Genomic DNA, 17,683 nt, shown 5'->3' with positions numbered 1-17,683 from the left:
TGACGTGCCTGGCCGGCGCCGTTGTTGTACGGCGCCGGTCCTTAGCAAAGCCTGCCGCGATATGAACGCATACCCATGATGATCGATCTCTACGGATTCGGCCCGGCGCTAGCCGCCGGCGCGCTGATGACCGTCCAGTTGGCCCTTTCTGCCTTATGCCTGGGGCTGGTACTCGGCCTGCTCGGTGCCCTGGCCAAGACCTCGTCATACAGGCCGTTGCAATGGCTTGGTGGCACTTATTCAACGCTGGTTCGCGGCATTCCGGAATTGCTCTGGGTGCTGTTGATCTATTTCGGCACCGTTAACCTGATGCGCGCCTTGGGTGAGTACTTCGGCAATCCCGACCTTGCTCTCAACGCCTTCGCCGCCGGCGTCATCGCACTCGGCCTGTGCTTTGGCGCCTACGCTACTGAAGTGTTTCGCGGCGCAATCCTGGCGATCCCCAAGGGTCACCGTGAAGCCGGCGTCGCTTTGGGCCTGTCGAAATGGCGGATCTTTACCCGATTGATCATGCCGCAAATGTGGCGCATCGCCCTGCCCGGCCTGGGCAACCTGTTCATGATCCTGATGAAGGACACCGCGCTGGTCTCGGTGATCGGCCTGGAAGAAATCATGCGACACGCGCAAATCGGCGTAACCATTTCCAAACAGCCGTTCACCTTCTATATGGTCGCCGCGCTCATGTACCTGGGGCTGACAGTACTCGCCATGATCGGCATGCACCTGCTTGAACGACGCGCGGCCCGTGGTTTCGCCAGGAGCACGCAATGAACTGGGAAGTCATCATCAAGTGGCTGCCGAAACTGGCCCAGGGCGCAACGTTGACCCTGGAGCTGGTGGCCATCGCCGTGATCGCCGGCCTGTTGCTGGCGATTCCGCTGGGCATCGCCCGTTCATCGCGCCTGTGGTACGTGCGGGCGTTGCCCTACGCCTACATCTTCTTTTTCCGCGGCACTCCGCTGCTGGTTCAGCTGTTCCTGGTGTATTACGGCCTGGCGCAGTTCGACGCCGTGCGCAGCAGCGCCCTATGGCCTTATCTGCGGGACCCGTTCTGGTGCGCCACCGCCACCATGACCCTGCACACCGCCGCCTACATCGCCGAGATCCTGCGCGGCGCGATCCAGGCCATTCCCCGTGGCGAAATTGAAGCCGCGCGGGCCCTGGGCATGTCTCGCCCCAAGGCGCTGCTGTACATCATGCTGCCCCGCGCCGCGCGCATCGGACTGCCGGCCTACAGCAACGAAGTGATCCTGATGCTCAAGGCCAGTGCCCTGGCGAGCACCGTGACCCTGCTGGAACTCACCGGCATGGCCCGTACGATCATCGCCCGGACCTACCTGCCGGTAGAGATCTTCTTCGCGGCCGGCATGTTCTACCTGCTGATGTCCTTCGTCCTGGTACAAGGCTTCAAGCAACTGGAACGCTGGTTGCGCGTCGATGCCTGCCAAGGGCGCTGAGAGCGAGGTGCTGACGGGCGAAACATTACTCGCCCGTTTCATGGCTCTGGATGCTTTTCTCACAGAGCACCAGGCGCTATGGAAGCCCCGCCCTTTCACTCATCTGCAGCTACCTTGGGAAACTTCCCACCCCGAACTGGCCCAATGGCTACGCCAGCGTTCGCTGCAAGCGGCGGAAAACGACCATCATCAGCCGTGGTTGATTGAAGACGCGCCCGCGCCGTTCCCGGAACTGGCCGCTATCGCCCGCGCATTGAGCACGGTCGCCGAGCTGCCCGCCAGCCTGCTGAAAGCGCCAACTCATCGCCTCAACGTCGACGTGCCCGGGCGCAAATGGCAGCAGATCGAAGCCTTCGCCAGCCGCCTGACCTTCACCACCAAACCGACCCACTGGCTCGACTGGTGCGCCGGCAAAGGCCACCTTGGCCGACGGTTACTGCACGACGATCAGCACCTGACCTGCCTGGAATACGACCCCTTGCTGGTCGCCGCCGGCCAGCACCTGAGCCAGCGCCACAACCTGCCGGCCATGCACTTGCAGCAAGATGTATTGGCGCCGGATGCGGCCCAGGCGATCCAACCGGGACACACCCCGGTAGCCCTCCACGCCTGCGGCGACCTGCATGTTCGGCTCATGCACCTGGCGAGTGCCGCCGGCTGCGCACAAATGGCTATCGCACCGTGCTGCTACAACCGCATCAGCACGGCGCAGTATCGACCGCTGTCCGATGCGGCCAGCCAATCCAGCCTGCAACTGTCGCTGGACGACCTCGGCCTGCCACTGAGCGAAACCGTCACCGCCGGCTCGCGCGTCCGACGGCAACGGGACAAATCCATGGCCCGACGCCTGGCCTTCGACCTGCTGCAAAGGCAAATCCGCCGCAGCAACGACTACCTGCCCACGCCGTCATTACCCGGCGCCTGGCTGGAAAAACCGTTCGCCCACTACTGCACCGACCTGGCGGCCCTGAAGAATTTATCCATAGTTCGTTCCCCCGATTGGGACCAACTGGAGGCTGCGGGTTATCAGCGCCTGGCCGAGGTGCGCAACCTGGAACTGGTGCGAGGCCTTTTCCGACGGCCGTTGGAGCTTTGGCTGGTGCTGGACCGGGCACTTTTCCTCAGCCAAAAGGGTTACGAAGTGCGCCTTGGTATCTTCTGCGAAGCACCTCTTACGCCAAGAAATCTATTACTGCTGGCAGAGCGTCAGCCACACGCGACAGCCTGTGGATAACTCTGTTGATGAAATAAGCGTGGATCCAAGTAAGTCGTGATTTTCTGAGCGCCTCCAAGCTGTTCATTTTTTGTTCATATGGATAAAAAACCATGAAAACAGGGATTTGCGCGCAAACGAGAAAAGTGTCACAAAAAGGGAAGATTCCGTTCGGCGCTTCCTTCCCATTGTGCATAAGCGCCAAAACAAACCGACATAACGGTTGGTTTTAACGCCGCCAGGGCTGCAATTTTGCTCGCCGCGCGTCGATTGATGCCCGCACACAAGCTCCGCCGCGCCGCCGAGCCACGGCCTGCATAAAAATAGTCAGAATTCAGGGGTTTACAGAACCGGCCCAATCGCTATAATCGTCGCCCACACGCCGGTATAGCTCAGTTGGTAGAGCAACTGACTTGTAATCAGTAGGTCCCGGGTTCGACTCCTGGTGCCGGCACCATACAAAACGAAGCCCTCGCAGAAATGCGGGGGCTTTGTTGTTTCTGGGATGTTCACTTGCCCCCTACACCCTGAAAACCTGTAGGAGCGAGCCTGCTCGCGATGAGGTCATTAGTCCTACCGACAATTTGTCGGCCGAGACACGGCTGCCTGCGTTGGAACGACACCAACGAAGCCATCTCAACCAAACAGCATTCTCTGCCAGTGATCCTCACCCACAATAGCAATCGAAGCACCCGCCTCCCGCAGCTCCACTGCCTTCATGATTTTCGTTCCGTAGGTACTGTGGCGCCATTGTTCATTACCCACGCTACCGACGACCAGATAATGCACTTTCTTGCTCACGCCGCCCCCTATCAAACCACCCCGCTCCTCGACCAACGCCTGACAATCCTTGCGCGGCCCGAAGGCCATTACGCCTGTAAATACAAACATTCGGCCATCCCACAGCAAATCAGGGGCAGGTAAATTGAACGGAAGATCCGTAGGGGCAACCGCAACAGCTCTGCCAACCTGCGAAGGCTCAATACTCGCTCCAGAAAAACCACGCAGGATGTTAAGCAGCTCAAGAGACTCGTCCGGGTCCAGCGCATCGTCTTGAAGCATGGACGCCAAACGTGAATAAAGTAGATTGATTACCGGATCATTGAGATGCGCGAGATTGTTTTCCAACCATTGCTTCAAGAAAATCGCTTCGGTGGTGTTCACGTCACCGTCCGCCGTAATCCCTGCGGCCAACCCTACCAAGGCATCGGCCGCGCGCCGGTCGATACGGGCATGGTGGAAGTATTTGCTCTTTTCGAATTCGCTGTGTAGGTCCATTACAAGGGTTCCTTTGGGTGGGGATTAGCTTGACACTGGAGCAGTGCTGGCTGAGGAAACGCTATGTCAAACCTAGCATTCCCGGGCGCAATCTATTCAAAATAAATCCGTCCCCTTTTTTCCCTTTTTTTCTCTTTTTTACTCCCCTTTTTTCCATGCAATCAAGCAAGGTGTGCTCACCGAGGATCAGCGATTCGGTATGCACGACTTCAAGCGCAAGGGCATCACGGACACGGTGGGCACCCGGGCCGACAAGCAGCAGGCCTTTGGACACCAAGACGAGTCAATGGTGAACGTGTACGACCTCAGCATATCTACAGTGAACCCTTCAGCAGACTGATTACTCAGGTACGCCAGGCTCGTCATTGTCGGCTGGTGGATCTATGTTATCAGGAGCCTCCCCGGCATCACCGGCTGCTTCTGGCTGCCGCCACCACAGAGGAACATTGGTGACTGGCTCTCTTGTGACGCTACTGATCATCCGAACCACGTCATATGATCGCAGTCCATCCACATGCTCACTTAAACTTGCCGCAGTTGCGGCCCACATTGGATCAAGCACAAAATCGATGCCGTTTGTCCGAGCAAGCTTCGCTGCTGGCACGAAATCAGAGTCGCCTGCTACCAAGACTATGACGTCAGCCAGCTTGTTAAGAGCGAGGGTGGTGATATCCATGCCCAGCTTGATGTCGACGGCTTTCTGATCTACGTCATAGTGAAAGTCAGCGTTTGTAAGCTGGTCCCATGTCTTTTCTCCCCGAAGCAAATCATCAAGGGAATGGTCGTTCAGGCGCCACCTACCGCTCTTCGACAGCTCGCCAAGCCGAAGCGCTGTTTTACGACTTTTTTTCAGGCGATTGTGAAGCTCCCCGCGAACCTTGTACGGCGGGTGCTCCTTGAAATTCATGTTACCAGGGGTGCGGTGTCCATCAGGGGTGATGGGATAGCGGACTTGCTTATCGTTGGGCGGGCAGTCGTAGTAGTACACCCGGTACAGCTCCCGAGGAAGCGCCCTTCGATCCTCGATGTGGTTTTTCACCATCTGATGAACGATGCTGCTCAGGTGCTCAGCGGTCAGGACAAGATCTCGCCGGAAATATTTCCTCGCGAAAAATCTCACGCGCTCGAAGAAAAATCCGCCGTCAACCAACACCGCTGTCCTTTTCTTCATCGCTTTTCCTGTGGGCAAAAAAAAGCCCAGGACCGCCGAGCAGGTTCTAAACATTGCCTGCGAGCTGTACTGGACTGTGGCGGACATAATAATTATGTCACGACGCGGCCGTCAATCAGAATTACAAGAAATCACAAGCATCCACAACACTCTTCGCCGCTCGGCGACGGATGACCGAAACGACGTTTATGCACAAGAGATTACCGCCAAAAACGGCAGAACCTCATAGCGGCAACGTACATTAAGCACGAAGAAAGCCGAAAAAAGGGGATGGAGCCTGTATATCTGGCGTACAGCGGCTGTGCGTAGGAGACCTTCGGGTCTGCCGGGTTCCTGTATCTCCGGTTTCTCAGCCTGCGCACAGCTGCCACCCATTCGCCTGAGAACGAACGTGGCAGCTCTCAACTGATATGGGAGTCAATCGATGCATGCCATGGATCTGCTGCAGTCTCGCTTTATCACTTTGCCAGCCACCCGCCGCCAATTGGCGATCGGAGGTGCGCAATGACCAATCCCAAAGACTTCAAAACCCCAGGCCTAACCCCCTTCTCCTACCACTCCGACCGCCCCCTGTTCCGCGTCAACAGCGGCATCCCCATCGGCGAAGCCCTCTCCCACGCCTCGATCTTCTCCACATCGCCATGCGCCTGGCCGATGACGCGGCGATGGTTCGGGGTACGGATCGTTATGCCTGGGCGTCGTGTTATTTGCAGGAGATGAGCAAAGCCGTCATCGACGACGTGGTGAAGGTGCTGGAGGCGCCGGGGAGTAATCCTGCTTAAAGGGTAGTGATGCGATGCTGCTCCTTGTGCGGGGGCAGCATTTGGGTTTCGTCTGTAGCAAAGAGGGGCCGCTTCGCAGCCCAGCGGGGGCAAGCTCCCTCACCACGGGTTAATGGAGCATTCATCTATTTATTTTCCCCGCCGATAGCCTCAATCAAGAGCATGCCTTTCCAAGGCTCGGCGAGCGCTCATCTACACTTGCCCAAAATCCCCCGCTCCAGGAGCAACAAGCGATGAAAATCCGCACCAAGGTTGTAGGTTCGGGGTTGGTCAGCCTGTTTTTTGCGCTGTTGCTGGGCGGTATCGGGCTGTGGGGCTACCGCGCCATGACCGACGCCTTGGCGCAGAACGAGACCAGTATCTCGGCGATGCGCAAGCACATGGAGGCGGACATGATGCACGACGCCATTCGTGGCGATGTGTTGGCTGCCTTGCTGGTTGCACCGGGAGATGCCGAGGGCGCGAAGGAAGTCACCGAGGCGTTCGATGAGCATTCGCAGCGGATGCGCAAGGTTATCGCGGAGAACGCCGAGGCTCGGTTGCCGGGTACGATTTCCCAGACCATTGCCGAGCTGAAGCCTCAGGCCGAGGCGTATATCGCCTCGGCGAAGCAAGTGATTGGCAAGGCATTGAGCGGGGCTCAGGATGGCCGGGCGTTGCGTACCGAATTTGATAAAGCGTTTTCGGCGCTGGAAGAGCGTAACGAAGCGGTCAGTGAATTGATCGAGAGCCAGGCGCAGGTTTCTCGCGAACATCAGGACCACAGCATCCATACCTCGGAACGCTGGTTGATCATCACGTTGCTGGCCACCTGCGTGGCGCTTGCATTGCTGTCGTGGAGCCTGCTCAAGGCAGTGCTCACGCCGCTGAACAAGATCATTCTCAATACCCAGGCGATTTCTCAAGGCGATTTGCAGCGCTCGATGGGCCCTCATGGCGATGATGAGCTGGGCCAGTTACAGGCGGTGATCGAACAGATGCAGGCCAACTTGCGGCAGATGATCGCGACGATCCGTAGCCAGAGCGACGAGTTGCATGGCACGTCCCGCAATCTGGGCGATACGGCGCGGCAGATTGTGTCCAGCGCCGACCAGCAAGCTCAGAGCGCTACCAGCATGGCGGCGAGCATGGAGCAGATGATGGCGAACATCAGCCAGATCCATCAGCATGCCGACAGCGCGCGGACGATTTCGGCGCAGTCCGAACAACTGGCGAGCAGCGGTGGGCAGGTGATTCTGGGGGTGGTGGAAGGCATGAACCGGATCGCCGAGGTGGTCAACCAGTCTTCCAGCAAGATCACCGCCCTGGACGCGTCCTCCGAGGATATCCATTCGATCATCCAAGTGATCAAGAGCATCGCCGAACAGACCAATCTGCTGGCCCTCAACGCCGCCATCGAGGCCGCCCGTGCTGGCGAGGCGGGCCGCGGTTTTGCGGTGGTGGCCGATGAGGTGCGCAACCTGGCGGCGCGCACCACTCAGTCCACCCAGGAGATCACCGCGATGATCGAGCGCATCCAGTCCAGCGCCCGGGATGCGGTGGCGAACATGCAGGCCTGCGTCAGCCGCGTGGACGAAGGCGTCAACCTGGCCCAGCAGGCCGGCGTGTCGATCAGCGAAATCCGCACGGGCGCACGGCATGCCGCCGAAGTGGTGGAGGAAATCTCCCAGACCATTGCCGAACAATCAAAAGCCAGTGACGAAATGGCCCAGCGGGTAGAAGCAATAGCCGAGCAGTCTCGGGAAAACACCCGCTCGATTCACGATCTGACAAAAACGGCTGACCATCTGAACGATGCCGCGGGCTCGATGCAGGCTTCGGTGCAGCAGTTCAAGATTTGATCAACCACGTCCACATATAATTGGACTAAAGGAGCTTGCCCGCTGGCGCACGGCAGCTCCTTGTTCACACCTGACTCACCTCGAATACAAACGAAATCTCCCGTTTCTGCGCACTCCACACGTAACGAATATGCTTGCCCTGCACCGGAATCGACACCGCCGGCGGGCGAAACGCGGCCACGCATTCATGACCGGGCAAGCGGACGCTGTTGTACAGCAGGCCCCACGACAAGGTTTCACGCAGCTCCCGGGCAAATACCTGGGACGGGCCGTAGGCGTCAGGGTCCGGGTTATGCAGATGGGGATAATCGTGGCGGATGTCGTGCAGGGGTTTGACGATCTTGTTGACGTAGGTGCGCATGGTCAACTCCAGGTCCGGCTCGTTGGTCGCGCCAAGGAAGCGTGCCTGGTGGTAGCAGGTCTCGGCAATCGCGGCTTCCTGGCTGCTGGCAGCGTAGTAGACGCCGAACGTGCCGTCGCTGAAGCGGCTGCGCTTGCCAATGTGAGTGAATGCCGCCATCACCGGCGAGGAGCCCGGGCCGGAAACCCGGTCTTCGGGGCGTACCCGGGACAGCACGCCGGCCTCTTCCATGAGCCGGTCATTGGTCAGCGCTTCGAGGGCGTAGGCGGTGGGCAGGTCTTCGGGATCAAGCACGTCTTCGAACAGCGTGATCGGCGGAAAGCTGCTGTTGACGATCCGATAGGCCCGTTTCCATTGCGGGTCCGCCAGTGGTGGCGTCATCAGCCGCGCACTCCGTCGAGGTATCGCCGCACATCGGCGATGTCCACCACTCGCCCGGTCAGCATGTAGGAAAGCGCCGACTGGCCGTTGAATGGCGCCGCGTTATTGGGACTGCTGACCCATTGATACACGCGGTCCCGGCTGTTACTGAAGATGATGCTCAGGGCTTTATGAATACCCATGAGGTAGGAGATTCGCTCGAGGGTATCGCGCGGCAGTCTTACGTTGTCGGGTAATTGTTTGTACTTGTAGAAAGTCGTGTTCCCTACCTTGCCCAACAGCGTGCGCTGCTGCTCGACGCTGCAGCCCCACAACTCCATGAGATTGAAGAAGAACTTCAACGCGATTCGACCCGCGTCCGGGGAATCCAATTGTTGCTGTGCGTTGAGCGTGATGGAGGAAGTCGCCATGAGGTTTGGGCTCCTGTATTACGGACTGTTGCGTAAAGACTAATACATAAACGGATAAAAATTAAGTTTTAATTCGCAAGCGAATAGATTGAGGACCAGGAAGTCTGGATTTACCCGCAGATGTTTCGGCCTATACACAGCACCAGCAAAAAATCAGAATCGCGCATAAGCTCCAATCATCGCCTGCCGGAGCTTTTCGCCACAAAACCGCGACAACCGTGGCAAGGTGCTTGATGATAGCCAGCATCGCACCGGCAGACCCTGGCCAGGTGCCAAATAATAGCGAGCCCACTTAAGCAGAGGGCATTACCCCATGGATAGCAGAACCTTACGCAACCTCATGCGCATCGTGCAGACCGGCTCGTTGTCGGCTGCGGCGGAGCAGTCGTGCCTGACGGTGCAGGCATTGGCGGCACAATTGAACAAGGTCGAAGAACAATTCGGGTTTCGGTTGTTCCGCCGCTCGAACAAAGGCCTCGCATTGACCAGCCAGGGCTCGGAACTGACGCCCTTCATGGATCAGGTCCTGGCGGCCACCCGGCAGCTGGAGGAAAAAGTCGCGGCGCTCAAGACGCCCAGGCGACGTACCCTCAAGGTAGCGCTCAACACGACGCTGCCGGCGGAATTCAATCGACGGATGATCGAACGCCTGATCGCCGTTTTCCCCCAGTATCAGCTGGAGTTCAGCTACGCCGAATCGATGGAGAACCTGAGCAAGCTCAAGAACGAGCATTTTGACCTGGCGATCCTGGTCGGACAGCCGAGCGGATTTACCAGCATCGCGATGCCGGATGTCCAGGTACGCGTGGTCGGCGCTCATTGTGGCGAAGAAGATGATTCCCTGGGCCTGCTGGGTGACCGGTTCCAAGTGCGTCCGGCCGAGGAATGCCCTTATTCGCGCAGTTTCCTGCGCTTCCTCGATGCCGGTCTCGGTGAATACGGGCCAAGCCAGCGAATGGTCTATTCCTGCAGCGAAACCCTGACGCTGTCGTTGATTACCCAGCTCGACGGTTTGGGCCTTGTCTCCCGGGACGCGGCGCTGCGCAACGGCTTGGCTATCTTCCCGGATTTCGAGGACTTCCTGGAGGTACGCCTGGCGGTAAACAACCCTGAGCTTTCGGACCAGGCGCTGCATGATGTGGTGGACCTGACGCTACAGGAACGAACCGAGCGCGATATACGCCGCCGTGCCCACCGCCACACTGAGAAACAGGTTGCGGCTGAAATACGCACATAGCAGGGTCGGAATCGCGGCGTAGAACTCTGGACGGTCGAGCTGTATCTGCTGGTCCTTGATCAACAACGGCGTCAGGGTGATCGCAGCGACGATCGCCACCGGCAGGTATTCCAGTGCACGGGCAACGAAGGGTGGCCAGTTTTCGGTGTTGACCTGCAGCGGCAAGGCCCGGGGCAGGAAGGTCACGGCCATCATCAGGACCACAACCAGGATCAGGAACGTTTGGTCAGGCATACGCCCACCCCGCAGCCAAAAAACGTGGCAATGAATACGTTGAACGGCGAACTGCCCAGCAGGCTCAGCGCGCCCATGCAGGCCACGGCCGCCAGCGCCGCGATCAGTTTGTTACGGGTGTTGCACAGCGAAACCAGCACATAGAGCATCATCGCGGTCAGGGCGTAATCGAGCTGATACTTGATCAGGTGCGCGGCGTATTGGGCACAGACAGCCCCCAGCAAACCGCCCAGCACCCAAGACGTGTGGCAGAAGAGGTTGAAACCGATCAGGTAGCGCACGCTTACCGGCGCCCCGCTGCCGAGCTTGACGCTGTGGAAAGCGAACGACTCATCGGTGAGCCCCGACGCGTAGCACCAGCGCTCGAAGCGGCTAAGCCCCAGTGCTCGCAAAGCCTTGGCCATATAGACAGACATCAGCATGTGACGGGCATTGATCAGGAATGTCGTCAGCACGATGGTGGTCAAGGAGGCCCCGCTGGAAATCAATGCCAGCGCGGCGAATTGTGAAGCTCCCGCGTACACGAACAGGCACATCGCAACTGGCAGCCACAAAGGCAAGCCGGCGTTGACCGCCATCAGACCGAACACAAACGAAACCGTGAAATAACCCGCTACCACCGGACTGGCTTCAGCAAAGGTTCGCGAGGCTTGTGGTTCGACCGCCAGCGGCTGGCTGGAAGTCTTGTTCATAAATCCCTCTCGAAAGTGATTTCACCCCGGGGTTCGCAGAACCCTTGGGCCGCCCAGAAACGCTTGCCGGCCAGATTGGCTTCGTCGACGAACAGAAACATGCGCAGCACGCCAACCCGCTTCATGTCGGCCGATGCCGCCTCTACCAGCCGCTGGCCCAGGCCTTGAGTGCGATGCCTTGGGCTGACGGCCAGGTGATTGATGGTGCCGCGAGTGCCAAGCATACCGCCGATGACCGCGCCGACGACGTCACCCGTCGCATCGAAGGCCAGGTAGGCTGTGGTGGTTTCCTGCAGCAACACCCCACGCAGGAACCGGGCATCCTGCCATTCGCAGAATGACACTTCGGCAAAACCGCGAAAAAACTGCTCCAGTCGTTCGGCGTCCCTGACCATGGCCCGGCGCAGCAGGACCTGCTGCGCCGACTCATCCATGGGTTCGAGCTGTTCAGCGAACAATGTCGAAAGCGGTCCCGGGCCGCGAAAAGGAAATCGCCAGAATCTGCCTGAAAGCCATTTCATGGCTATGGGTGTTGCGGGCAGGGGTCACGTAATGGCGCATGTCGCGATCAAGGAAGAACGTCGTGTCGAGGATGTCCTCGTAGGTGGTCGCCGCCAGTTGCTCTTCCTGGGGACTGTAGAGACGGCTTTCAGCGCCCGCCACATTGTTGCGGCCCCAGAAGTGCACGCCGCTGAACGGATACCCATCGCAATGGATGCCCTCGGGGGTGATTTCCAATTGCTTGCCCGGCTTGATCTCGATACGGATCTGGTGGATCTGGCACTGCCAGATCTCATCGTGCAATTCCTGCGGGAGGACGTTCTTGTACACCTCGAAGTCCGTGTCGATCAGGCTGCGCATGACCGGCGAATTGATCACTTCGTTGGAGAAATCCTGGAAGTGCCGCTCCAGCCCGCCGACATAGCTGTTGTTGGCCTTGGACTGGACATAGGCCCGGTGCTCGAGTTGCTTGAGCTCACGGGTTGCTGGGCTGTATTCGAAATCGCTATAGCGACGGAAACGCATGCCGGACTCGGCCTGACCGTAATAGCTGTCGGGCTCCATGTTTTCCCAGCTTTTGGTCAGCCGGACAAAGTCGCCGAAATGACCGTAGAGATTGAAGTCACCACCGCGGACGTTGACGTATTTGTCACGCCTTAGCGCTTCGCCCACTTCCCTGTTCAGAACGATCATTTTTCTCAGGTCTCCACTGCAATGAGCGGACTAATCTATTAGGTGCAGGATTTCCGTCCATGAGAAAGTATTTGAGGCATTTCAAGCCGCGCTTGAAACGGTGCAAAAAATTTCATTAGTGCGACTTTTTGCCATGAAGATCACCCTCAAGAGGACCTTTTTAAAGCGAGCGCTGGTGAAAACATTGCCGCTGCCCTGAATGCGCAAAAACCGACGCAGCACAACGCAATCCGTTAGGCATTTTTCTGTGAAAAACCCTGCCCAGCCCGCCTGAAGCATTCCTGGAAATCTCTGGAGCCGCCGGCTTGCGGGCGTTCCCAATTACCTGGCTCATTCCTTGATAGACGTGCGGCTCCGGGACAAATCCCGGTTCCGACACCACCTTTCGGCAAGGAGAGCCTCATGGCGCCATCGGCGTTCACGCCCCTCGACCCCAGGACATGGCTGGCGCAACAGCCGTTGCAGGAAAACGAACACCTGTACCTGATCATCAGCGCGGCGAGCGAAGCCGATGCGCTGCAAGCCCTTCGCACTTCAGTTCTCGCTCATCCATTGCTGCCCATCTGGAGCGACACCCCCTACGCCGCCTGGCAAGCGGTGATGCCCTATGTCACCCAGCTCGAACCCGACTCGGCGTTCCTGCCATGGATCGCTGAAAACGAGACCCTCGATTGGGGCTGGCTGGCCGTATCCCGCTGCGAACCCGGCGAGGTACTGGCGCATCTGCGCAGCTTGACGCAAGTGCGGATGCCGGACGGGAACCCGGTGTTTTTCCGGTTCTGGGATGGGCGGTTCATTTATCCGCTGCTTGAAAAGCTCGGCGCGGCGGCCGGGCAGGTGTTGCCGACGTTCGATCGATACCTGATAAACGGCAAGGCCTTGGAGATCGGTTCAAGAAAAGTTCCGGCTGTCAGGGACTGGCCATGGTGGGACATTCCACAGGAGGTGCTCGACATGTTGCCGGACGAGAACGGGTCCATGCACGTCGGCCTTCTGCTGCAATGGCTGGAAGAAGAGCATCCAGGTGTTCACGCCGCTTGGTCAGAAAACAATCTGAAGCAGAAAATTTCCCGTTTCGTCAGCCGGGTGGATGCTTCGCAAAACCTGCGCGATGCGCTGCTCGAGGACCTTATCCTGGAACAAGGCTGATGCTGTCAAAAAGGGTATGGGAAGAAACGCCGTCCTCTCGCCAGGAGACAACGGCATTCTTCTTCAGGCGAAGCGCGTCCCGAACCCGGTCGAGACGCGTTTCAAACAGTGTGAATCATCAAAAAACGTTAATCGGATAATCCACAAACACCCGCAGCTCATTACCGCTGACGTTGTACTCACTGGATTTCTGCGACACGCGCAGGACCGAGCTGCGCAAGCGTACGCTCAGGTCCTTGGCCGGGCCGCTCTGGACCACGTATTTGAACTGGTTGAAGATCTCGCGCTCGGTGCCGCCTTCACTGGTGGAGGTGGTGATGTTGTCGCCCCGCACATAGGCCACGTTGTAGGTCAGGCCCGGTACACCGAACGTGGTGAAGTCCAGGCCGTAGCCCAGCTGCCAACTGCGTTCGTCTTCGGCGTTGAAGTCGGACCAGTAGGAGTTAGCCAGATAGATGGTGTTACCACCGTCGCCGACACGATTCTGATCACGTTGATAGCCGCCGTAGGCGTAGCCCAGGTTGCTGTCGCCGGTGCTGCGCTGGTGGGCGAGCGTGAAGCTGTGCGGGCCGGTGGCGAAAGTTGCCGCCAGGCTCCAGATTTTGTTGTCGTCACCAGTGACGCCGTTTTCGCGAACATAGCTGTCGTCCAGCTTGGTGCGATAGCCGTTGAAGTCCAAGGTGAGGGATTGGTCCTTGGCCAACGGGAACACGTAATTGGCGTTCACGTATTGCTTCTTCAATACGTCCTCGACATCCGATGCGTAGAGCGAAGCCTTGAATTGCTCGGTGAACTGGTAGCTGCCGCCGAGTACGTTGATCGATTTCAAGCCACCGCTGTCACGGCCTTCAGCGCTTTTACGGGACTCGGCGGTGAAGCGGCCGGCGTTCAATTCGAGCCCTTTGATCTCCTTGGAGGTGATCAGCGTGCCGGTGTAGCTTTCTGGCAGCAGGCGCGAATTATCGTAGTTCAAAACTGGCAGGGCCGGCATCTGGTCGCCGTAGGCCAGCACTGTGTTGGAGACACGGAATTTCACCGCGGCGCCGAATTTGGAGAGATCATCGGCCGCGTTGCCGCTGTCGCCTTTCTTGAAGAAATCGATGCCTTGTGCACCGGTGCGCCCCTTGCCGCCGTCCAGACGCAGTGCATACAAGCCGAACGCATCCACGCCTACGCCCACGGTGCCTTGGGTGAAGCCGGACGAGAACGTACCGATGGCGGCCTGGCCCCATTCGGCCTTGTCCTTGTTGCCGTCCTTGTAGTCGCGGTTGATGTAGGCGTTGCGCAACAGGACTTTCAGGCTGCTGTCTTCGACGAACCCATTGGACTCGGACTGATCGCTGGCCATGGCGTGTGTTGTGCTCAAAATCCCCAGTGCTAGCAACGTAAAGCGTTTGTTCAACATGATTATTTTCCTTGTACGGGTTGATACGCACCGTAACCGGCAACCGAAATGGCGCTTTGCGCTCTTTTTCGGACTCTTGCTCCTGGAAATAATGAAAAGGCCCGGCCACGGATTGAGCGTGTCGGGCCTTTTTATTATTTAAGAGTCATGGCTGTTGGCCACAGGCGTGGGGCGAATCCTAGTCGCGCCCTGAAGTCCGTGTCAATTTCGTGAATCTTCGGTAATCAGGCGAAAAAGCACGCCCACAAAAAAAGCGCCAGCCTTTCGGCCAGCGCTTTTTATCAATCCTTCGAATTCTATCCCTGCATGACATCCCACAACGCTTCCAGCTCCGCCTCGCTGAACAGGCCAACGGGGTAGCGCTCGATGATCATCCGGCGCGGATCAGGTTCTCTGATCTGACGCGTGCCATTGGACTTCAACCACTGCGCCAACGCTTGAAGCGACTCACCATTTACGGCCAAGGGATGGCATGTGCGCTCGCTTATCATATTCATTCCAGCGCCCTCTCCTGGTTGATGAGCGGCCAATTTATCCAAGGTTTATGACAAAACAACGCAGCTCCACTCCCCAGAACTGCACGGATGTCGATACAAGAGCTATGCCAAGGTAAACGGCTCGCCGACGAACCGCGCACAAAAAAGCCCGCGCCCCAATGGGGGCGCGGGCTTGCCAGGATGGATCCAAAAGCACCGGTGTAGAGCCGCTGCGATTGAAGTCACCGGGCTGTTACGTCCCCACTCATTTTGTGTGCGCGGCAGGTTGCTGTTGGGTAAGACAATGGATATTTCCGCCCCCCAGTAACAGCTCTCGCCCAGGCACCATGATGACTTCGTGCTGGGGAAACAGGTCCTGCAGGATTTGCCTGGCCGTGCTGTCCAGTGGATCGTCGAAACTCGGGGCGATGATGCCGCCATTGACGATCAGGAAGTTCACATAAGAGCCGGCCAGACGCTCGCCAGGTTTGCGCTCCTGTGAGCCGTGTACCACGTCCACCCCGGCGCATTCTTCTTCGGTGGCATACAGCGGCCCGGGAATCGGCATTTTATGCACCGTGAACGAGCGGCCCTTGGCGTCGGTGCTGTTTTGCAGCACATCCATCGCCGCGTGGCAGCGGGCGTAGTTCGGGTCCTGCGGGTCGTCGGTCCAGGCCAGCAGCACTTCACCAGGGCGCACGTAGCAGCAGAAGTTATCCACGTGGCCGTCGGTTTCGTCATTGAACAGGCCATCGGGCAGCCAGATGATCTTGTCCACCGCCAATTGGGCACTGAGCACCGCCTCGATTTCCTGGCGGTTCAGGTGCGGGTTGCGATTGTGGTTGAGCAGGCATTCCTCGGTGGTGATCAACGTGCCTTCGCCATCGACATGGATCGAACCACCTTCGAGGACGAAGCCCTCGGTGCGGTAGCGCGGGCTGCGCTCGATTTCGAGAATCTTGCCGGCCACCAGCGAGTCCCGGTTCCATGGGGAATACAAGCCACCCTCGAAGCCGCCCCAGGAATTGAAGTCCCAATCGACACCGCGCACTTCGCCGTTGTTGTTGATCACGAACGTCGGGCCTGTGTCCCGGACCCAGGCGTCGTCGCTGGACATTTCCACCAGGCGGATATTCGGCACATCGAGCCGCGCCCGAGCGTTTTCGTATTGGGCGGTGGATACCGCCACGGTAACCGGCTCGAAACGGGCGATGGCCTTGGCAACCGCCACATGAGCGGCCTGCGCGGGCTTGCCGCCCAGGCGCCAGTTATCCGGGCGCTCGGGCCAGATCATCCAGACCTGAGTCTGGGGCGCCCACTCGGCAGGCATGTAAAAACCGTCCGCGCGCGGAGTGCTGTGCAAAGTTGTCATGATTCAGGACTCCAGTGAGCCGTCGAGAGTTTTGATCACGCCGTACAGGTTCGGGCGCCGATCACGGAAAGTGCCCCAGGCACTGCGAATGTGTTCCAGTTCGTCGAGGTCGAAGCTGTGTACCAGCACGCCTTCTTCGGTCTCGTTCAATTCCTGGACTTTTTCACCGAACTGATTGGCGATGAACGAGGAGCCGTAGAACGTGATGTCATAGCCATCCTGCTCTTCGTTGCCGATGCGATTGCTGGCGACCAGCGGCATCAGGTTGGCGCCGGCATGGCCCTGTTGTACACGCTGCCAATGATCGCGCGATGAAATAGTCTTGTCGTGCGGTTCGCTGCCGATGGCGGTCGGGTAAAACAGAATTTCCGCACCTTGCAACGCCATGCTGCGGGCGCACTCCGGAAACCATTGGTCCCAGCAGATGCCTACGCCGATTTTCGCATAGCGGGTATTCCACACCTTGAAGCCGGTATCGCCAGGGTTGAAATAATACTTCTCATGGTAGCCAGGACCGTCCGGGATGTGGCTCTTGCGGTAGATGCCCAGGTTGCGACCGTCGGCGTCGATGATCGCAATGCTATTGAAACGCGCACGCCCGGCCCGTTCAAAAAAACTGATCGGCAGCACGACCTGCAGTTCTTCGGCGATTTTCTGGAAGTGCTTGATGGCGACGTTCTCGTCGACCGGAGTCGCCAACTGCAAATAATCCGGGTTCGGCTTCTGGCAGAAGTACGGCGTCTCGAACAATTCCTGGATAAGGATGACCTGCGCGCCTTGGGCAGCGGCCTGGCGGACCAGCTTTTCAGCGGTCTCGATGTTGGCTTCGAGATCCCAGGAACAGGCCATTTGCGTGGCGGCTACGGTAACGATACGACTCATGAATCATCTCCCAGGCGATGGACAGTAACGCCTTTATAGCCGATAAAAATCGGCTTTCAAAGCGTAAAAAACCATAAACATAGGAAACGCTCATAAAAATACCGACAAAAATCGAATTAACACCCAATAAACCTGTGGGAGCGAGCCT

Annotated in this window: 18 protein-coding genes, 1 tRNA gene and 2 pseudogenes; 9 read left to right on the top strand and 12 right to left on the bottom strand. The window is 58.3% G+C overall.

Annotated elements, in window-relative coordinates; genetic code table 11:
* Positions 1–75: 75 nt before the first annotated feature.
* The 4 genes from J3P86_RS01460 (at position 76) to J3P86_RS01445 (ending at position 3,127) form a co-directional block, all read left to right on the top strand.
* Positions 76–771: an ABC transporter permease gene (locus J3P86_RS01460; protein WP_434699284.1), complete on the top strand. Its 696-nt coding sequence runs from the start codon at positions 76–78 to the stop codon at positions 769–771.
* The gene (locus J3P86_RS01455) at positions 768–1,457 is read left to right on the top strand and encodes an ABC transporter permease (RefSeq protein ID WP_434570279.1); all 690 of its coding nucleotides are present in this window, start codon (positions 768–770) and stop codon (positions 1,455–1,457) included. Before J3P86_RS01460 ends, J3P86_RS01455 begins: the two co-directional genes overlap by 4 nt.
* A complete protein-coding gene (locus tag J3P86_RS01450) occupies positions 1,438–2,691 on the top strand; it encodes a methyltransferase (RefSeq protein ID WP_434699283.1) in 1,254 nt (417 codons plus the stop codon). The genes J3P86_RS01455 and J3P86_RS01450 overlap by 20 nt, the downstream gene beginning before the upstream one ends.
* Positions 2,692–3,051: 360 nt before the next feature.
* Positions 3,052–3,127: transfer RNA gene (locus J3P86_RS01445), tRNA-Thr, on the top strand.
* A 179-nt stretch (positions 3,128–3,306) separates the two neighbouring features.
* Here the strand turns inward: J3P86_RS01445 and J3P86_RS01440 are convergent.
* Positions 3,307–3,948 carry a BRCT domain-containing protein gene (locus J3P86_RS01440; RefSeq protein WP_434699282.1) on the bottom strand — a complete coding sequence of 214 codons (642 nt, stop codon included), beginning with the start codon at positions 3,946–3,948 and terminating at the stop codon, positions 3,307–3,309.
* A 157-nt stretch (positions 3,949–4,105) separates the two neighbouring features.
* On the opposite strand from J3P86_RS01440, the pseudogene J3P86_RS01435 reads away from it, so the two are divergent.
* Positions 4,106–4,288: pseudogene (locus tag J3P86_RS01435) on the top strand (site-specific integrase); the annotation flags it as partial.
* On the opposite strand, the gene J3P86_RS01430 reads toward J3P86_RS01435, so the two are convergent.
* On the bottom strand, positions 4,289–5,119 hold the full coding sequence (locus J3P86_RS01430) for an NYN domain-containing protein (protein WP_434699281.1): 831 nt from the start codon (positions 5,117–5,119) through the stop codon (positions 4,289–4,291).
* 504 nt (positions 5,120–5,623) lie between these two features.
* Between J3P86_RS01430 and J3P86_RS01425 the strand changes: the two are divergent.
* Both J3P86_RS01425 and J3P86_RS01420 read left to right on the top strand, forming a co-directional pair.
* Positions 5,624–5,901: pseudogene (locus J3P86_RS01425) on the top strand (DUF3077 domain-containing protein).
* Between the two features lie 233 nt (positions 5,902–6,134).
* A complete protein-coding gene (locus J3P86_RS01420) occupies positions 6,135–7,742 on the top strand; it encodes a methyl-accepting chemotaxis protein (RefSeq protein WP_434699280.1) in 1,608 nt (535 codons plus the stop codon).
* Between the two features lie 64 nt (positions 7,743–7,806).
* Here J3P86_RS01420 and J3P86_RS01415 read toward each other — a convergent pair whose 3' ends face one another.
* Both J3P86_RS01415 and J3P86_RS01410 read right to left on the bottom strand, forming a co-directional pair.
* Positions 7,807–8,484 (bottom strand): RES family NAD+ phosphorylase, encoded by a 678-nt coding sequence (locus J3P86_RS01415; RefSeq protein WP_434570296.1) that lies wholly within the window; start codon positions 8,482–8,484, stop codon positions 7,807–7,809.
* On the bottom strand, positions 8,484–8,894 hold the full coding sequence (locus tag J3P86_RS01410) for an MbcA/ParS/Xre antitoxin family protein (protein ID WP_434570298.1): 411 nt from the start codon (positions 8,892–8,894) through the stop codon (positions 8,484–8,486). Before J3P86_RS01410 ends, J3P86_RS01415 begins: the two co-directional genes overlap by 1 nt.
* A 313-nt stretch (positions 8,895–9,207) precedes the next feature.
* On the opposite strand from J3P86_RS01410, the gene J3P86_RS01405 reads away from it, so the two are divergent.
* A complete protein-coding gene (locus J3P86_RS01405; protein ID WP_305497499.1) occupies positions 9,208–10,131 on the top strand; it encodes a LysR family transcriptional regulator in 924 nt (307 codons plus the stop codon).
* Here the strand turns inward: J3P86_RS01405 and J3P86_RS01400 are convergent.
* Genes J3P86_RS01400 through J3P86_RS01385 form a run of 4 tightly spaced genes read right to left on the bottom strand, consistent with a single transcriptional unit; the run spans position 10,048 to position 12,251 of the window.
* Positions 10,048–10,365 (bottom strand): AzlD domain-containing protein, encoded by a 318-nt coding sequence (locus tag J3P86_RS01400; RefSeq protein WP_305497500.1) that lies wholly within the window; start codon positions 10,363–10,365, stop codon positions 10,048–10,050. The two genes, J3P86_RS01405 and J3P86_RS01400, sit on opposite strands and share 84 nt — an antisense overlap.
* Positions 10,344–11,057: an AzlC family ABC transporter permease gene (locus J3P86_RS01395; protein WP_305497501.1), complete on the bottom strand. Its 714-nt coding sequence runs from the start codon at positions 11,055–11,057 to the stop codon at positions 10,344–10,346. The genes J3P86_RS01400 and J3P86_RS01395 overlap by 22 nt, the downstream gene beginning before the upstream one ends.
* Positions 11,054–11,491: a GNAT family N-acetyltransferase gene (locus tag J3P86_RS01390; RefSeq protein WP_434574309.1), complete on the bottom strand. Its 438-nt coding sequence runs from the start codon at positions 11,489–11,491 to the stop codon at positions 11,054–11,056. The genes J3P86_RS01395 and J3P86_RS01390 overlap by 4 nt, the downstream gene beginning before the upstream one ends.
* Positions 11,492–11,504: 13 nt before the next feature.
* On the bottom strand, positions 11,505–12,251 hold the full coding sequence (locus tag J3P86_RS01385; RefSeq protein ID WP_434699279.1) for a 2OG-Fe dioxygenase family protein: 747 nt from the start codon (positions 12,249–12,251) through the stop codon (positions 11,505–11,507).
* 402 nt (positions 12,252–12,653) lie between these two features.
* Here J3P86_RS01385 and J3P86_RS01380 point away from each other — a divergent pair, with 402 nt between their 5' ends.
* Positions 12,654–13,400 (top strand): DUF4123 domain-containing protein, encoded by a 747-nt coding sequence (locus tag J3P86_RS01380; protein ID WP_434699278.1) that lies wholly within the window; start codon positions 12,654–12,656, stop codon positions 13,398–13,400.
* Positions 13,401–13,518: 118 nt separating this feature from the next.
* Here the strand turns inward: J3P86_RS01380 and J3P86_RS01375 are convergent, their stop codons facing one another.
* From J3P86_RS01375 to aguB, 4 genes are all read right to left on the bottom strand, one after another.
* Positions 13,519–14,805: an OprD family porin gene (locus J3P86_RS01375; RefSeq protein WP_434626543.1), complete on the bottom strand. Its 1,287-nt coding sequence runs from the start codon at positions 14,803–14,805 to the stop codon at positions 13,519–13,521.
* Positions 14,806–15,101: 296 nt separating this feature from the next.
* Positions 15,102–15,302, bottom strand: coding sequence for a hypothetical protein (locus J3P86_RS01370; RefSeq protein WP_305497506.1), 201 nt, complete (start codon positions 15,300–15,302; stop codon positions 15,102–15,104).
* A 244-nt stretch (positions 15,303–15,546) separates the two neighbouring features.
* Positions 15,547–16,653, bottom strand: coding sequence for an agmatine deiminase (aguA, locus tag J3P86_RS01365; RefSeq protein ID WP_434699277.1), 1,107 nt, complete (start codon positions 16,651–16,653; stop codon positions 15,547–15,549).
* A gap of 3 nt (positions 16,654–16,656) precedes the next feature.
* The gene (aguB, locus tag J3P86_RS01360; RefSeq protein ID WP_434654109.1) at positions 16,657–17,535 is read right to left on the bottom strand and encodes an N-carbamoylputrescine amidase; all 879 of its coding nucleotides are present in this window, start codon (positions 17,533–17,535) and stop codon (positions 16,657–16,659) included.
* Positions 17,536–17,683: the final 148 nt, after the last annotated feature.

The organism is Pseudomonas sp. D1-1, assembly GCF_051132225.1.
Taxonomy (GTDB): Bacteria; Pseudomonadota; Gammaproteobacteria; order Pseudomonadales; family Pseudomonadaceae; genus Aquipseudomonas.
The sequence above is the reverse complement of the archived record's forward strand: the minus strand, read 5'-3'. Positions and strand labels throughout refer to the sequence as shown.

Coding starts and splice junctions, on each gene's coding strand:
- J3P86_RS01460 (WP_434699284.1), top strand. CDS start 76: ATGATGATCGATCTCTACGGATTCGGCCCGGCGCTAGCCGCCGGCGCG.
- J3P86_RS01455 (WP_434570279.1), top strand. CDS start 768: ATGAACTGGGAAGTCATCATCAAGTGGCTGCCGAAACTGGCCCAGGGC.
- J3P86_RS01450 (WP_434699283.1), top strand. CDS start 1,438: ATGCCTGCCAAGGGCGCTGAGAGCGAGGTGCTGACGGGCGAAACATTA.
- J3P86_RS01440 (WP_434699282.1), bottom strand. CDS start 3,948: ATGGACCTACACAGCGAATTCGAAAAGAGCAAATACTTCCACCATGCC.
- J3P86_RS01430 (WP_434699281.1), bottom strand. CDS start 5,119: ATGAAGAAAAGGACAGCGGTGTTGGTTGACGGCGGATTTTTCTTCGAG.
- J3P86_RS01420 (WP_434699280.1), top strand. CDS start 6,135: ATGAAAATCCGCACCAAGGTTGTAGGTTCGGGGTTGGTCAGCCTGTTT.
- J3P86_RS01415 (WP_434570296.1), bottom strand. CDS start 8,484: ATGACGCCACCACTGGCGGACCCGCAATGGAAACGGGCCTATCGGATC.
- J3P86_RS01410 (WP_434570298.1), bottom strand. CDS start 8,894: ATGGCGACTTCCTCCATCACGCTCAACGCACAGCAACAATTGGATTCC.
- J3P86_RS01405 (WP_305497499.1), top strand. CDS start 9,208: ATGGATAGCAGAACCTTACGCAACCTCATGCGCATCGTGCAGACCGGC.
- J3P86_RS01400 (WP_305497500.1), bottom strand. CDS start 10,365: ATGCCTGACCAAACGTTCCTGATCCTGGTTGTGGTCCTGATGATGGCC.
- J3P86_RS01395 (WP_305497501.1), bottom strand. CDS start 11,057: ATGAACAAGACTTCCAGCCAGCCGCTGGCGGTCGAACCACAAGCCTCG.
- J3P86_RS01390 (WP_434574309.1), bottom strand. CDS start 11,491: ATGGATGAGTCGGCGCAGCAGGTCCTGCTGCGCCGGGCCATGGTCAGG.
- J3P86_RS01385 (WP_434699279.1), bottom strand. CDS start 12,251: ATGATCGTTCTGAACAGGGAAGTGGGCGAAGCGCTAAGGCGTGACAAA.
- J3P86_RS01380 (WP_434699278.1), top strand. CDS start 12,654: ATGGCGCCATCGGCGTTCACGCCCCTCGACCCCAGGACATGGCTGGCG.
- J3P86_RS01375 (WP_434626543.1), bottom strand. CDS start 14,805: ATGTTGAACAAACGCTTTACGTTGCTAGCACTGGGGATTTTGAGCACA.
- J3P86_RS01370 (WP_305497506.1), bottom strand. CDS start 15,302: ATGAATATGATAAGCGAGCGCACATGCCATCCCTTGGCCGTAAATGGT.
- aguA (WP_434699277.1), bottom strand. CDS start 16,653: ATGACAACTTTGCACAGCACTCCGCGCGCGGACGGTTTTTACATGCCT.
- aguB (WP_434654109.1), bottom strand. CDS start 17,535: ATGAGTCGTATCGTTACCGTAGCCGCCACGCAAATGGCCTGTTCCTGG.